This window comes from Paractinoplanes globisporus DSM 43857 (assembly GCF_000379645.1).
Lineage (GTDB): Bacteria > Actinomycetota > Actinomycetes > Mycobacteriales > Micromonosporaceae > Actinoplanes > Actinoplanes globisporus.
Genome location: NZ_KB903320.1, coordinates 18,004 through 32,651, shown reverse-complemented (window position 1 = coordinate 32,651; position 14,648 = coordinate 18,004). Strand labels below are relative to the sequence as shown.

The following is a 14,648-nucleotide window of genomic DNA, read 5'->3' as shown; positions in this document are numbered from 1 at the left end:
CAGTGAAGCTCGTGGAGCTGTGCGGAGCCTATGAAAGGCGTTCGACCACGTAGTCGATGCAGGCCGTCAACGCGGTCACGTCCGTCGGGTCGACCGTGGGGTAGAGGGCTATCCGCAGCTGGTTGCGGCCGAGCTTCCGGTACGGCTCGGTGTCCACGATGTCGTTCGCCCGCAGCACCTTCGCGATCGCCACCGCGTCCACGCCCTCGTCGAAGTCGATAGTCGCCACGGCCGCCGAGCGGAGGGCCGGGTCGGTGACGAACGGGGTCGCGAACGAGGAGCGGTCGGCCCAGCCGTAGATCGCGGCCGCGCTCTCGGCGCTGCGCTTGACCGCCCAGGACAGCCCGCCCTGCGCGTTCATCCAGTCGAGCTGCTCGGCCGCGAGGAACACGGTGGCCAGTGCCGGAGTGTTGTAGGTCTGCTCGAGGCGGGACTGCTCGATGGCCGTGACCAGGTCGAGGAACTGCGGGATGTACCGGCCGCTCGCCTTGATCTCGTAGGCCCGGGCGATGGCGGCCGGGGACATCAGCGCGAGCCAGATGCCACCGTCCGAGCCGAGCGCCTTCTGCGGGGCCAGGTAGTACACGTCGGTCTCGCGCACGTCGACGTCGAGGCTGCCGCCGCCCGAGGTCGCGTCGGTGAGCAGCAGCGCACCCTCGTCGGCGCCCGCCACCCGGCGCACGGGCACGGCCACGCCGGTCGACGTCTCGTTCTGGACCGAGGCGTACACGTCGACGCCGGCCTCGGCGGTCAGGAACGCCGCCTGCCCGCCGGGCGCCTTGTGCACGGTCGGGTCGCTCAGGAACGGCGCGTCGGCCGCGGCCTTCGCGAACTTGGCGCCGAACTCGCCGAACTCGGCGAACTGGGCCTTGTCGCGGATCAGGCCGAAGGCGGCGACCTCCCAGAACGCGCTGGTGCCGCCGTTGGCCAGGATCACCTCGTAGCCCGCGGGGAGCGAGAAGAACTCGGCCAGCCCGCGGCGCAGGCGGGCGACCTGGTCCTTCACCGTGCGCTGCCGGTGGGACGTGCCGAGGTATGTGCGTGACACCGCGGACAGGGCCTCGACGCCCTCGGGTCGCACCTTGCTGGGGCCCGAGCCGAAGCGTCCGTCGACCGGCTTGATCTCGTCGGGAATGCGGATGTCAGTCACGGTCACCCATTATGCGCGAGCGCCGGCCAGCCCTCGACCTCGTTCGGTTTGCGCGGGGCCGGCCCGACGTACTGGAGGCTGGGCCGCAGGATCCGGCCGAGCCGCTTCTGCTCGAGGATGTGCGCGCTCCATCCGGCCACTCGGGCGCAGGTGAACATCGAGGTGAACATGTGCGCCGGCACCTCGGCGAAATCGAGCACGACGGCCGACCAGAACTCCACGTTGGTCGCGAGCACCCGGTCGGGTTTGCGCGCCCGCAGCTCGGCGAGCGCGGCCCGCTCGAGCGCCTCGGCGACCTCGTAACGCGGCGCGCCGAGCTCGCGGGCGATCTGCCGCAGCACCCGGGCGCGCGGGTCCTCGGCGCGGTAGACGCGGTGGCCGAAACCCATCAAGCGCTCGCCGCGGTCGAGGACGCCCTTCACGTACCCCTCGGCGTCGCCGCTGCGCTCGACCGCCTCGATCATGTGCAGCACCCGCGAGGGCGCGCCGCCGTGCAGCGGGCCGGAGAGGGCGCCGATGCCGGCCGAGATGCAGGCGGCCACGTCGGCGCCGACCGAGGCGGCGATGCGGCAGGTGAAGGTCGACGCGTTGAGCCCGTGCTCGGCGGCGGAGATGAAATAGGCGTCGACGGCCTTGACGTGCCGGGGGTCGGGCTCGCCCCGCCAGCGGCGCATGAACCGCTCGACGATCGTCTCGGCCTTGTCGATGTCCTTCTGCGGCACGGCCGGCAGGCCGAGCCCGCGGGCGGCCTGGGCGACGAAGGAGAGCGCGGTCACCGAGACCCGGGCGAGGTCGCGGCGGACCTGTTCGTCGTCGATGTCGAGCAGCTGGCGCAGCCCCCAGTACGGCGCGAGCATCGCGACGGCGGACTGCACGTCGACCCGGATGTCACCGGAGTGCACCGGCACCGGGAACGGCTCGGCCGGCGGCAGGCCGGGACCGAATTTCCCGTCGACCAGCAGGCCCCACACGTCGCCGAACGAGACCTGGCCGATCAGGTCCTCGATGTCGACGCCGCGATAGCGCAGGGAGCCCCCCGCCCGGTCGGGCTCGGCGATATCGGTCTCGAACACGATGACGCCCTCGAGGCCCGGCTTGAAATCGGACACGGAACTCAATTGAGACAGGGCTCCCCTGCGAAGAAACGCTATGAGTGTTTCATATTGCCCGCCTGATGGTGGCGATGCGATGTGCTCTGGACGACACCCATCCTTGCCGAGCTGACGTAAGGCCCGCTCGGACTTACGGTCGTTGTTGGCCGAAAGTCATCAGGGAGCGCTCGTGACCGTGGAACCCCCCTCGCCCGCATCGATGCGTCGCGACTACACCGAGCGTGGTGCGCTGCTCGAGGCCGATCTCGCGGCGAGCTGGACGGACCAGTTCGCGGCCTGGTTCGCCGACGCCGCCGCCTTCGGCCTGCCCGAGCCCAACGCCATGATCGTGGCGACCGCGAGTGGCGAGGGTCACCCGTCGGCGCGCACGGTCCTGCTCAAGGAGTACGACGAGCGCGGCTTCGTCTTCTTCACCAACTACGAGTCGCGGAAGGGTTCGGAACTTCGCGAGAACCCGTACGCCAGCCTGGTCTTCCCGTGGTTTCCGATGCAGCGCCAGGTGATCGTGGCCGGCGCCGTCGAGCGGGTGTCGCGGGCCGAGACCGAGGAGTACTTCGCCTCCCGGCCGCGTGGCTCGCAGCTCGGCGCGTGGGCGAGCCCGCAGTCGCGGGTGCTGGCCGGCCGGTCCGACGTCGAGGCGGGTCTGGCCGCGGCGGTCGAACGTTTCGGGGACGGACCGGTGCCCGCGCCGCCGCACTGGGGTGGCCTGCGGGTCCTCCCCGAGACCGTGGAGTTCTGGCAGGGGCGGGCCAGCCGCCTGCACGATCGACTTCGCTTCCGGCGTACGGCAAAGGGGTCTTGGGTTGTGGAAAGGCTGGCCCCGTGACGGAACTGGTCGTCGAGGAGGGTGAGCGCAAGTCCTGGATGATCGACGTCCGCCCGCTACGGGTCCCGGCCTATCGCCGCATGTGGATCGGCAACGGGGTGTCGTTCTTCGGGTTCCAGTTCACCTCGGTGGCGGTGCCGGTCCAGATGTACCAGGTCACGCACTCGTCGAGCTGGGTGGGCCTGCTCGGCGTGGCCGGCCTGATCCCGCTGCTGATCTTCGGGCTGTGGGGCGGCGCGGCGGCCGACGTGATCGACCGGCGCAAGCTGCTGATCGCCAGCTCGATCCTGGCCTGGGTGTCGACGCTCGGGCTGCTCGCCCAGGCCCTGATCGGGGTGCGCAGCGGCTGGCTGCTGCTCGCGCTGACCGCGCTGCAGTCGGCGGGCTTCGCGGTGAGCTCGCCGACCCGGCAGGCGATCGTGCCCCGGATCGTGCCGACCAGCATGGTTCCGTCGGCGAACACCCTGACCTACACGACGACGACCGCGGGCGGCGTGCTCGGCCCGCTCGCCGCCGGTCTGATCTTCGGCATCGCCACCACCAGCACCGGTGTGACCGTGGCCTACCTGGTCGACGCGGCGCTGTTCACGGTCTCGTTCTGGGCGACCTGGAAGCTGCCGCCGATCCCGCCGATCGTGCACCCCGAGGACGAGGACAAGCCCTCGGCCGGGATGCGCGGCATCATCGACGGCCTGCGGTTCCTGGTCACCCAGCCGGTGCTGCTGCTGTCGTTCGCGGTCGACATCATCGCGATGGTCTTCGCCATGCCGCGGGCCTTGTTCCCCGAGGTGGCGACCGACCGGTTCGGCGGCGGCGCGGCGATCGGCTGGCTGTACGCGGCGATCGCGATCGGCTCGGTCGTGGCCGGCCTGGCCTCGGGCTGGATCGGCCGGGTCAAGCGGCAGGGCGTCGCGCTGGTCGTGGCCGTGGTGGGCTGGGGCATCGCGATCGGCTTCTCGGGCCTGGCGCACCAGCTGTGGCTGATGGTGCTGCTGCTCGCCCTCGGTGGCGCGGCCGACCTGGTCAGCGCCGTCTACCGGCAGTCGATGTTGCAGACCTTCGCCCCGGACCGGATGCGCGGCCGGTTGCAGGGCGTCTTCATCGTCGTGGTGGCCGGTGGCCCGCGCCTCGGTGACCTGCGCGCGGGCGCCAGCGCGGCCCTGGTGGGAACCACCTTCGCGTGGGCCGGTGGCGGCTTCCTCGCGGCCGGCCTGGCACTGGGGCTGGCCGTGGCCTTCCCGGCGTTGATTCGTTACCGACCGCCAGTCCACCTAGAGGACCAATAGACCCGATAGTGTCCAAGCCATGACGAGTGTCGTGCCGGCGATTTCCGGAACTCAGTGGTCGATCGAGTCGGGCGGCGCCCGGGCGGTCGTGGTCGAGGTCGGTGGCGTGCTGCGCCACTACTCCGTCGGCGACGTGCAGGTGCTTGACGGTTTCGAGGCCGACGAGCTGTCGCCCGCCTCGGCCGGACAGATCCTGGCACCCTGGCCCAACCGGATCCGGGACGGCAAATACACGTTCGAGGGGCAGACCCACCAGCTGCCGCTGACCGAGCCGGCCCGGCACAACGCCATCCACGGCCTGACCAACTGGGCCCGCTGGACGCTGGTCGAGCAGGCCGCCGACGCGATCACCCTCGAGTACGAGCTGCCGGCCCAGGTCGGTTACCCGTGGTGGCTGACGCTGCGCACCCGCTGGCAGGTGTCGGCCGAGGGCCTGCGCTGCGAGCAGGAGGTCGTGAACAACAGCCCGACCGACGCGCCGTGGGGTTACTCGGTCCACCCGTACCTCCAGCTGCCCGGCGTCGCCGTGGACGACATCCTGCTGCACGTGCCGGCCAAGACCCGCATCGTGGCCGACGGCCGCCTGCTGCCGATCGGCGCGAAGAGCGTGGCCGGCACCGAGTACGACTTCACCGAGGCGCGCAAGATCGGCGACCTCGTGCTGGACACCACGTTCGGCGACATCGAGCACGACGCCGCCGGGATCACCGAGGTCACCATCGCCGACCCGTCCTCGCCGGCCAGGGTCGTGGTCTGGGCCGACGACAAGTTCAAGTACTGGCAGATCTTCTCCGGCGACACGCTGCACGACGACCGGTTCCGCCGCTCGGTGGCGATCGAGCCGATGACCTGCCCGCCCGACTCGTTCCGCACCGGCCGCGACCTCGTCGTGCTGGCCCCGGGCGAGAGCTGGACGGCCAGCTGGGGGATCAAGAGCTGATGGAGTTCGCCGAGGTCGTCCGCAAGCGGCGGATGGTGCGCACCTACGACCCCGACCGGCCCGTGCCGCGCGAGGTGGTCGACAAGATCGTCCAGCACGGGCTGCGCGCGCCGAGCGCCGGGTTCTCCCAGGGCTGGGGCTTCCTCGTGCTCACCGAGCCGGCCGACCGCGATCTCTACTGGGCGGTCACGACGGGCGGCGACGCCGAGCCGGTATGGCGCGGCGACTGGCTCACCCGGATGCGCAACGCCCCGGTGATCGTCGTGTGCCTCGCCAACAAGTCGGTCTACCTCGAGCGGTACGCCCAGCCGGACAAGGGCTGGACCGACCGGTCGGAGAGCCACTGGCCGGTGCCGTACTGGGACATCGACACCGGGTTCGCGGCGCTGCTCATGCACCTGAGCGCCGTCGACGAGGGCCTCGGCTCGTGCTTCTTCGGCATCCCGGTCGAGACGGTCGCCGACTTCAAGAAGGCGTTCGGGGTGCCCGGCGAGTTCAACCCGATCGGGACGCTCTCGATCGGCTACCGGGCGCCGGACAAGAGGTCTCCGTCACTGAAGAGGGGGCACCGCCCGGTAGACGAGGTAGTGCATCATGGCCGATGGGCCGGGCTAGGCTAGCCGGTAACTCGAGGTTCTCGGAGCAGGGTTTTTCGGAGAGGGGGCACAACCCGACGTGATTTTCAAAGCGGTCCGGGACGGGGCCCCGTACCCCGATCACCACACCACGCTCAAGGCCTGGGCCGAGATCCCGCCCCGGCCGATCCGCCTGGCCGATCTGATCACCACCAAGCGCGAGCTCGCGCTGGACAAGCTGCTCGCCGAGGACTCGACGTTCTACGGCGACCTGTTCCCGCACGTCGTGGAGTACCAGGGCGCTCTCTACCTCGAGGACGGCCTGCACCGCGCGCTGCGGGCGGCCCTCCAGCAGCGAAACCAGATCCACGCCCGGGTCCTGGTCGTCGAGGGCTGACCATGGCCGTGGCCCCGCTCGACCTGCTCGATCTCGACACCCTGCTGACCGACGAGGAACGCGACATCCGGGCGCTCAGCCGCCGGGTCGCCGACGACCGGGTCCGGCCGTACGTCGCCGAGTGGTTCGAGAGCGGCGCCACGCCCGTACGAGATCTGGCGCTTGAATTCGGGAAACTCGGCCTGCTCGGCATGCATCTGACCGGGTACGGCTGCGCCGGCGCGTCCGCGGTCTGCTACGGCCTGGCCTGCATGGAGCTGGAGGCGGCCGACTCGGGTGTCCGCTCGCTGGTCAGCGTGCAGGGCTCGCTGGCGATGTACGCGATCTGGAAATACGGCTCCGAGGAGCAGAAACAGCGCTGGCTGCCGGGGATGGCGGCCGGCGAGCTGCTCGGCTGCTTCGGGCTCACCGAGCCCGACCACGGCTCCGACCCGGCGAACATGGCGACCCGGGCCCGTCGCGACGGCGCGGACTGGGTGCTCACCGGCGGCAAGATGTGGATCACCAACGCCCCGCTCGCGGACGTCGCGGTGATCTGGGCGCGTTCTCCGGAAGGCGTGATCGGGTTCGCGGTGCCGACCGATACGCCCGGATTCTCCGCCCGGGAGATCAAGCACAAGATGTCGCTGCGGGCCTCGTCGACCGGCGAGATCACGCTGGATGAGGTACGTCTCCCGGCCGATGCCCAGCTTCCCTCGGCGGCCGGCCTGAAGGCGCCGCTCTCCTGCCTCACCGAGGCCCGATTCGGCATCATCTGGGGGGCCTTGGGCGCGGCTCGTGACTGCCTGTCGACCGCGCTCGACTACGCGGGCTCTCGCGAGCAGTTCGGCCGCCCGATCGCCGGCTTCCAGCTGACCCAGGCCAAGCTGGCCGACATGGCCCTCGAGCTGCAGAAGGGCTTCCTGCTCGCGCTGCACCTGGGCCGGCTGCGCGACTCGACCGGCGCGCTGCGGCCCGAGCAGGTGAGCGCCGGCAAGCTCAACAACGTGCGCGAGGCGATCAAGATCGCCCGGCAATGCCGCACGATCCTGGGCGGGAACGGCATCAGCGGGGAGTACCCGATCATGCGGCACGCCGCGAACCTGGAGAGCGTGCTCACGTACGAGGGAACTTCGGAGATCCACCAGCTGGTGATAGGCGAGAAATTGACCGGTTTGAGCGCCTTCGCGGGCTGAGCGGATGCGGGTGTCGTACCCCCCTCGTACCGTGTGGGTATGGCCCAGTCACCGGATGTCGATGAACCCACACGGGAGTACCCGTCGGTTCCCGATGAGTCCCCGCCGGCTGTCTCCCCGGACCCCGACCCCCCACAGAAGAGCATCGTCGCCCGCGTCCTGATCTTCTTCGGCGTGGTCTTCGCGGTGATCGTCGCGGCCTGCTTCGGGCTGCGCTCGCTGAACGTGCTGCCCTCCTTCGACAACCCGTTCGACAAGCAGACGACCGACCGCAGCCAGCCCGTGCTGCTGCAGTCCATGCGCGACCTGAGCCGTTACGTCGCGGCCGACGGCACCTTCCAGGTGATCGTCGACCTGCAGGACGACCGGAAATACGTCCCCGACTGGCTGATCAACCGGCGCATCCTGTTCGTCGGCTCCGGCACCGTCGAGGAGTACGTCGACTTCTCCGCCCTCTCCGACAAGGCGCTCGAGGTCGACAACGAGAAAAAGACGATCAAGCTGACGCTGCCGCCGCCGCAGCAGGGCGACGCCGCCCTCGACCTGCAGAAAAGCTACGTCGTCGAGGAGGACCGCGGCCTGCTGACCAGCATCGGTGACGCGTTCAAGAGCGATACCGACAAGCAGCAGCGGGTCTATCAGCTGGCCCAGCAGCGCATCACCGAGGCGGCCCGCGGCAGCGGCCTCGACCAGCGGGCGAGAGACAACACCCAGCACATGCTGGAAAGCCTGTTCACCCGTCTCGGCTACACGTCGGTGACGGTCACGTTCACCACGCCTTGAGCCGTCGCCGGCTCGCGCCCCGATCAACGGGACGCGAGCCGGTCGGCGGGCCTCACTCGTTGGGCATGAGGGCCCAGAGGATGAGGTAGATGACGAATTGCGGCCCGGGCAGCAGGCAGGAGAGCACGAAGATCAGGCGAACCACGCCGGACGAGAGTCCGAAGCGGCGGCCCAGTCCGGAGCAGACCCCGGCGATCCAGCGGTCGTCGCGGGGGCGGGCGAGGCGGCGGGTCACGATCACTCACTCCTTCACTTGCTGTCGTTTCCTTGACGGTAGGGGCGCCGCGATCCGCTTCCCTCGGCCCCGAGAGGGAGATGGGCCACTCGATTCCCGTAAGGGTGACCCGTACCCGAACGACACTCGCTGTTAACCTGGACGCCGATTACGGACCCCTGGCAAGGCGGTGATAGTTCCGTGACGCTGGCCGTCCTCTCCGCCGGCAGCGGCAATGCTCTCGACCCGAGTGACGCCACCCGGCTGGAGAACGACCTGGTCACCGCACTGCGGGCGGCCGGCGCCTCCGAGGTCGAGCGACTCGGCGACCCCGTGCGCCTGCGCGAGATCTCGCGCCGCGCGCACGACGCCAACCAGCGGGTCCTGATCTGCGCCGACAACCTGGTCGCCCACCCCAGCCTCCTGCGCACGCTGGCGACCGAGCCGGGCGGCCGCAGCACCGCGCTGGTCATCGCCGATCCGGCCGGTGACCTGCGCGACGAGCGCGGCAAGCTGGCGCCGGCCGAGCCCGGCGCCGGCACGGTCCGTTACCTGGGCGCCCTCTGCGTCGCCCCGGCCGACCTGCCCAGCCTGGAAAAGGTCGCGGACCGCCCCGACCTGCTGGCCGCCCTGCTCGACGCGGGCGTGGTGCCGGTCGCCACCTCCGTGCGGCTGCTGCGCGCCACCCAGGTGCACAACCATCAGGAGCTGCGGGCGGCCGAGGCCGAGCTCGCCGCCGTCGACGAGGACGCGGCCCGGCTGCGCCTGGCGGTCAAGGAGAAGGACGACTTCTTCACCACGTACGCGGTGAGCTCGTGGTCGCCGGTCGTCACCCGCGCCGCGGCCCGGCTCGGCCTGTCGCCGACCGCGGTCACCTGGCTGTCGGTGCTGCTCGCGGGCCTGGCCGCGCTCGCCTTCTGGCAGGCGTCGCGCCCCGCGATGATCGCCGGCGGCGTGCTGCTCTACCTCGGCTTCGTGCTCGACTGCGTGGACGGCCAGCTCGCTCGCTACACCCGCACGTTCGGCGCCTTCGGCGGCTGGCTCGACACGATGGCCGACCGCGCGAAGGAGTACGCCGTGTACGCCGGGCTCGCGGCCGGCGCCGAGCGCGTCGGCCTGCCGTACGCCTGGCCGCTGGCGATCACCGCGATCGTGCTGCAGACCGTCCGGCACATGACCGACACCTGGTACGGCGCGCTGCACGACGAGGCCGCCTCCCGGCCGCGTCCGCAGGCGACCGGCGGGGTCGGCGCCCGGCTCAGTGCCGCCTCGACCCGGGTGCAGGGCGAGACCGGCTCGGCGGCGTACTGGCTGAAGCGGATCGTGGTCTTCCCGATCGGCGAGCGGTGGGCGCTGCTCGCCGTGCTCGCGATGCTGACCAACGGGCGGGTCGCGCTCGCGGCCCTGGTCGGCGTGGGGTTGCTCGCGTTCGTGTACACCCTGGCCCTGCGCTCCCTGCGCTCGCTCTCGATGCGGGTCGGCGTGCTCGACAAGGTCGACACCCTCCGGTACCGGGACGACGGCCCGCTCGTGCGTCACCTGCTCGCCCCGGCTTCACCGATCCTGCGGGCGCCGCTGGCGTTCGCCGCGCTCGCGGCCGTGGCCGCGCTGGCCCTCGTCGTCTCGCTGCTGCTGGGCTGGATCGACGCCCCCGCGCCGGCCGCCGTCGGCGTCGTCGCGCTGCTGATCCTCGCGGCCGGCATCCCGGCCCGCGCCCGGCACGACGGCCCGCTCGACTGGCTGGTCCCGGCCGCCCTGCGCGCCGCGGAGTACCTCTTCGTCGTGGCGGTCGGCCTGATCGGCTCGGTTCCGCCGCCGGTCGTGTTCCTGCTTTTGTTCACGCTGGCGCTGCGGCACTACGACCTGACCGCCCGGATGGAGAAGAGTGCTCCGGGCGCCCAGCGCGCCGCGCTGTTCGGCTGGGACGTGCGGATCGTGGTGCTCGCCGGGTTCGCTCTCGGCGGGCACGCGACCCTCGGCGAGGCGGTCCTCGCCGCCGTGGTGGGTGGCTCGTTCCTGGTGACCGCAATAGTGGACTGGCGTCGATCGTGACCTTTCTGAGCATCGTTCTGCCGGTCTACCGGGTGCAGGGCTACCTGCGGCAGTGCCTCGACTCGGTGCTGGAGCAGTCCTTCGACGACTTCGAGATCGTGGCGGTGGACGACCGCTCGCCCGACTACAGCGGCGCGATCCTGGCCGAGTACGCGACCCGCGACCCGCGGGTCCGCGTGGTCACCTCGCCGGAGAACGTCGGCCTCGGCCGGGCCCGCAACCTGGGCCTGTCGCAGGCGCGGGGCGAGTACGTCTGGTTCCTCGACAGCGACGACTGGCTCGCCACCGGCGCGCTCGCCGCGGTCGCGGCCCGGCTGCGCGCCACCGACGCGGACGTGCTGGTGGTGGGCTGGGACCGGGTGCATTGGGACGGCCCGGTGCAGAAGGGCTCAGCCAGGACGCTGCTCGCCGACGCGCCTCCGGTCTTCTCGGTCGACGAGTGGCCGCAGGTGCTCGACGTCCTGCACGTGGCGTGGAACCGGGTGATCCGGCGGGACCTGCTCGAGCGGCTCGGCCTGTCCTTCGAGGCCGGCTGGTACGAGGACGTCTCGTTCACGTTCCCGCTGATGCTGGCCGCTCCGCGGATAAGCGGGCTGCCGCGCACCTGCGTGCATTACCGGCAGCGGCGCACCGGGGCGATCACCAGGACCGTCGGCGACCGGCACTTCGAGGTCTTCGAGCACTGGGAGCACGCGCTCACGCTCTGCGCCAAGTACGCGCAGACCAGCGACAAGGTCCGCGGGCTGCTGTTCCGCCGGATGCTCTGGCACCTCATGCGGGTGCTGCGGCACGACACCCGGGTCCTGCCCGCGTCGCGCCGCCGCTTCTTCGCCCAGATGTCCGAGATGTATCAGCGGCACCTGCCGCCGGCGGGCTTCCCGTCGCCGGGCGGCGGCGAGGGTCTGCGCTACCGCCTCGTGGCCCGCGGGTCGTACCGGACGTTCCGCCTCGCCGAGTTCGCCATGCAGGCGGTCCGCGGGGTCCAGGGCGCGCTGGGCCGGCCGCGCCGCACCTTCGCCCGGCGGTCCCGGCAGGCGGCCGGCCGGCTCTACTACCGGTTCCAGCGGCTTCTCCCGGTCGATCGGTCGCTCGCGCTGTACGCCGCGTACTGGTATCGGGGGGTCGCCTGCAACCCGGCGGCGGTCGCCGCCAAGGCCGCCGAGCTCGTGCCGCAGGTGCGCGGGGTGTGGGTGATCGACCCGTCCCGGGTCGGCGCGGTACCGCCCGGCGTCGACTACGTGGTGGCCGGAACGCCGGCCTACTACCGCGCGCTGGCCCGTGCGCGCTATCTGATCAACAACGTCAATTGGCCGAATATGATGGTCAAGCGGCGCGCCACCACGCACGTGATGACCCACCACGGCACCCCACTGAAGGTGATGGGGATCGACCAGGTCGACTATCCGGCCGCGGTCCGCGACTCCGACTTCGCGGGCCAGATGCGCCGGGCCGACCGGTGGGACTTCAGCGTCACGGCCAACGCTCACACCACGATCGCCTGGGAGCGGGCGTACCCGTGCGGGTACGAGACGCTCGAGGTCGGCTATCCCCGCAACGACCGGCTCGCCACCGCGACGCCCGAGGAGACCGCCGCGATCCGCGAGGGGCTGGGCATCCGCCCCGGCCGCCGGGTCGTGCTCTACGTGCCGACTCTCCGCGAGTGGCTGCCGACGGGCGCCGAGGTGCTCGACGTGGAGCGGCTCGCCGACGCGCTCGGCCCCGACACCGTGCTGCTGGTCCGGAGGCACTACCTGGCCGTCGGCGACGATGAGGCCGATCAGACGCCGAGCGGCCCGGCCCGGATCGTCGACGTCTCCGGCCATCCGGTCGTCGAGGATCTCTACCTGGCCGCCGACGTGCTGCTGACCGACTACTCGTCGGCGATGTTCGACTTCGCGGTGCTCGACCGTCCACTGGTGATCTACGCGCCCGACTGGGCGGTCTACCGCGAGCTGCGCGGCGTCTACTTCGATCTGATCGCGTCGCCGCCCGGCCCGGTCGCCACCGAGTTCGACGGGCTCACCAAGATCTTCCGGGACGAGCGCTGGGACGACGAGGCGCGGGCCGCGTTCCGGGCGAGGTTTTGTTCCCTGGATGACGGTGGTGCGGCCGAACGCGTGGTTCGCCGGGTCTTTCTCGACCAGCGATAATCTGCCGTAATCGGTCCGCTACTGTGCGCAAATGGCACGTTCACCCGATGGCGGCATATCGATACTCCTCGTCAAAGTGAGCTAGATCGCCGGCCATCGTGGGATCGGGATCATTGCCAGCTTTCCCGGCAGGAGGTAGAGACGGTGTCCACCGTCTTGCTGAAGGACGTCACCAAGATTTGGCCCGATGGCACGGTTGCCGTCAATCACGTGAGTCTCGACGTGGACGACGGGGAGTTTCTCGTGCTCCTGGGCCCGTCCGGCTGCGGGAAATCGACGATTTTACGTATGATCGCCGGTCTTGAGGATCCCTCCGAAGGGGACATTCTGCTCAACGGCGACCCGGTGCTCGAATTGGCGCCGCGGGATCGCAGCATCGCCATGGTTTTCCAGGACTTCGCTCTTTATCCGCACATGTCGGTCAGCGACAACATCGGCTTTCCGCTGCGTTTGTCCGGTATGGAGACTGGTAACCGAATCGAGCGAGTTGGCGATGTGGCAAGCGCTCTCGGCATCGGCGACGTGCTCGGCCGCAAGCCCAGCCAGCTCTCCGGCGGCCAGCGCCAGCGCGTCGCCATGGGCCGCGCCATCGTGCGCCGCCCCGGGCTGTTCCTGATGGACGAGCCGCTGTCCAACCTCGACAGCGGGCTGCGCGCCGAGCTGCGCGCCGAGATCACCGGCCTCACCCGCGAGCTCGGCGTCACCACGATGTACGTGACGCACGACCAGGCCGAGGCGCTCACCATGGCCGACCGGGTCGCGATCATGCGCAAGGGCGTCCTGCAGGACGTCGGCACCCCCACCGAGGTGTACGGCCGACCGGCCACCCTCTACGTGGCCGCGTTCCTCGGCGCCCCGCGGATGAACCTGCTCGAGGCGTCCGTCTACGTCCACCTCGACCAGTACGTCGCGCTGAACTTCGGCGAGCAGGCGCTGTACCTGCCGTGGAACGACCTGCGCGCCCGTGCCGTCTCGCACTACCACGGCGAGCGCATCGTGGTCGGCATGCGAGCCGAGGCGCTCACCCCGGTCTCGCCGGACGTGCAGGGCGACATCCTCCGCGGCCGGATCCGCTACCTCGAGCACCACGGGCACGAGTCGCTGGCGTTCCTCGACATCGGGGCGACCGCGATCGTCGTGGACGAGATGGGCACCGGCAAGCCCGACCCCGAGCCGAGCGGCACGCTGCGGCGCTTCGGCGGCGCCCTGTCGCGGCTCACCGGCCGCAGTGCTACCGGCGGCACGACGGCGCTGCAGGCCCCCGAGGAGCGCACCAGCGTGCTCGACCCGGGCCGGCACCACCGCCGCCCGGCCGAGCTGGCCGTCCGCCTGGCGCCCTATCCGGCCGTCACGCCCGGACATCCGCTGGCCGTCGCGGTGCGGATGGACATGCTGCACTTCTTCGACGAGCGCGGCGATCGCATCGACGTCGGCTGGAGGTGACGCATCTCTTCTGAGGTGCCCGGTGCCACCGGACGAGCACACCGCGTAGGCTGCACCACGGTGGAGGAGAGATTGGGCCAAAGCGTGCGTTCGGCTCCCGGTGCGGAGCCGATCGTGTTGTCCGCCTCGCCCCCCGACGCTTCCCGGCTCCTCGACCGGCGCTTCGGCCGGGACGAGATCGCCGTGGTGCGGCACGAGGTGTCCGGCCGGCTGGCCGCGGCGGGCCTCACCGGCGACCGGCTGCAGGGCTTCGTGCTCGCGGTCAACGAGGTGATCACCAACGTCGTGCTGCACGCCGGCGGGCAGGGCCGGGTGGTGCTCTGGCTGGCCGGCGGCTCGGCGTGGTGCACGGTGACCGACTCCGGCCCCGGCATCCCCGCGCACTATCTGCGGCAGCCCGAGGTGCCGGAGGCGTTCGAGGTGGGCGGGCGGGGCATCTGGCTCGCGCATCAGCTCTGCGACGAGGTGACGGTGGCGACCGGCCCGATCGGTACCACGATCGGCCTGCGGATCGTGCTGCCACGCCGGGCTTCATCAACTTGAAA

The 14,648-nt window shown here is 70.9% G+C and carries 14 protein-coding genes; 11 read left to right on the top strand and 3 right to left on the bottom strand.

Annotation, left to right across the window (positions count from 1 at the left end; genetic code table 11):
* Positions 1–28 precede the first annotated feature (28 nt).
* Together serC and A3CQ_RS0133445 are read right to left on the bottom strand one after the other, a co-directional pair.
* Entirely contained in the window at positions 29–1,156 is a 1,128-nt protein-coding gene (gene serC / locus A3CQ_RS0133450) for a phosphoserine transaminase (protein ID WP_020515310.1), read from the bottom strand.
* Complete coding sequence (locus A3CQ_RS0133445) at positions 1,153–2,259, bottom strand: citrate synthase 2 (RefSeq protein ID WP_026206493.1); 1,107 nt, start codon at positions 2,257–2,259, stop codon at positions 1,153–1,155. Before A3CQ_RS0133445 ends, serC begins: the two co-directional genes overlap by 4 nt.
* Positions 2,260–2,461: 202 nt before the next feature.
* On the opposite strand from A3CQ_RS0133445, the gene pdxH reads away from it, so the two are divergent.
* Genes pdxH through A3CQ_RS0133410 form a run of 7 tightly spaced genes read left to right on the top strand, consistent with a single transcriptional unit; the run spans position 2,462 to position 8,244 of the window.
* The gene (gene pdxH / locus A3CQ_RS0133440; RefSeq protein WP_020515308.1) at positions 2,462–3,088 is read left to right on the top strand and encodes a pyridoxamine 5'-phosphate oxidase; all 627 of its coding nucleotides are present in this window, start codon (positions 2,462–2,464) and stop codon (positions 3,086–3,088) included.
* Positions 3,085–4,374, top strand: a complete 1,290-nt coding sequence (locus A3CQ_RS0133435) for an MFS transporter (RefSeq protein WP_020515307.1) — start codon at positions 3,085–3,087, stop codon at positions 4,372–4,374. Before pdxH ends, A3CQ_RS0133435 begins: the two co-directional genes overlap by 4 nt.
* A 19-nt stretch (positions 4,375–4,393) precedes the next feature.
* The gene (locus A3CQ_RS0133430) at positions 4,394–5,314 is read left to right on the top strand and encodes an aldose 1-epimerase family protein (protein ID WP_020515306.1); all 921 of its coding nucleotides are present in this window, start codon (positions 4,394–4,396) and stop codon (positions 5,312–5,314) included.
* Positions 5,314–5,934, top strand: a complete 621-nt coding sequence (locus A3CQ_RS0133425) for a nitroreductase family protein (protein ID WP_020515305.1) — start codon at positions 5,314–5,316, stop codon at positions 5,932–5,934. Before A3CQ_RS0133430 ends, A3CQ_RS0133425 begins: the two co-directional genes overlap by 1 nt.
* A 55-nt stretch (positions 5,935–5,989) precedes the next feature.
* Positions 5,990–6,286, top strand: coding sequence for a type II toxin-antitoxin system VapB family antitoxin (locus A3CQ_RS0133420; RefSeq protein ID WP_014687530.1), 297 nt, complete (start codon positions 5,990–5,992; stop codon positions 6,284–6,286).
* Positions 6,287–6,294: 8 nt separating this feature from the next.
* Positions 6,295–7,461 (top strand): acyl-CoA dehydrogenase family protein, encoded by a 1,167-nt coding sequence (locus A3CQ_RS0133415; RefSeq protein WP_026206491.1) that lies wholly within the window; start codon positions 6,295–6,297, stop codon positions 7,459–7,461.
* Between the two features lie 39 nt (positions 7,462–7,500).
* Complete coding sequence (locus A3CQ_RS0133410; protein WP_020515303.1) at positions 7,501–8,244, top strand: DUF4230 domain-containing protein; 744 nt, start codon at positions 7,501–7,503, stop codon at positions 8,242–8,244.
* A 52-nt stretch (positions 8,245–8,296) separates the two neighbouring features.
* Here A3CQ_RS0133410 and A3CQ_RS0133405 read toward each other — a convergent pair whose 3' ends face one another.
* A complete protein-coding gene (locus A3CQ_RS0133405) occupies positions 8,297–8,479 on the bottom strand; it encodes a PspC domain-containing protein (protein ID WP_026206490.1) in 183 nt (60 codons plus the stop codon).
* 180 nt (positions 8,480–8,659) lie between these two features.
* Here A3CQ_RS0133405 and A3CQ_RS0133400 point away from each other — a divergent pair, with 180 nt between their 5' ends.
* The 4 genes from A3CQ_RS0133400 (at position 8,660) to A3CQ_RS0133385 (ending at position 14,646) form a co-directional block, all read left to right on the top strand.
* Positions 8,660–10,510: a CDP-alcohol phosphatidyltransferase family protein gene (locus A3CQ_RS0133400; protein WP_020515301.1), complete on the top strand. Its 1,851-nt coding sequence runs from the start codon at positions 8,660–8,662 to the stop codon at positions 10,508–10,510.
* Positions 10,507–12,660 carry a bifunctional glycosyltransferase/CDP-glycerol:glycerophosphate glycerophosphotransferase gene (locus A3CQ_RS0133395; RefSeq protein WP_020515300.1) on the top strand — a complete coding sequence of 718 codons (2,154 nt, stop codon included), beginning with the start codon at positions 10,507–10,509 and terminating at the stop codon, positions 12,658–12,660. Before A3CQ_RS0133400 ends, A3CQ_RS0133395 begins: the two co-directional genes overlap by 4 nt.
* Positions 12,661–12,804: 144 nt before the next feature.
* The gene (locus tag A3CQ_RS0133390; protein WP_020515299.1) at positions 12,805–14,103 is read left to right on the top strand and encodes an ABC transporter ATP-binding protein; all 1,299 of its coding nucleotides are present in this window, start codon (positions 12,805–12,807) and stop codon (positions 14,101–14,103) included.
* 84 nt (positions 14,104–14,187) lie between these two features.
* Positions 14,188–14,646: an ATP-binding protein gene (locus tag A3CQ_RS0133385; RefSeq protein WP_020515298.1), complete on the top strand. Its 459-nt coding sequence runs from the start codon at positions 14,188–14,190 to the stop codon at positions 14,644–14,646.
* Positions 14,647–14,648 lie beyond the last annotated feature (2 nt).

Bases quoted from the DNA above. Each gene is read 5' to 3' on its own strand.
- pdxH (WP_020515308.1), top strand. From the start codon at position 2,462: ATGCGTCGCGACTACACCGAGCGTGGTGCGCTGCTCGAGGCCGATCTC.
- A3CQ_RS0133430 (WP_020515306.1), top strand. From the start codon at position 4,394: ATGACGAGTGTCGTGCCGGCGATTTCCGGAACTCAGTGGTCGATCGAG.
- A3CQ_RS0133425 (WP_020515305.1), top strand. From the start codon at position 5,314: ATGGAGTTCGCCGAGGTCGTCCGCAAGCGGCGGATGGTGCGCACCTAC.
- A3CQ_RS0133410 (WP_020515303.1), top strand. From the start codon at position 7,501: ATGGCCCAGTCACCGGATGTCGATGAACCCACACGGGAGTACCCGTCG.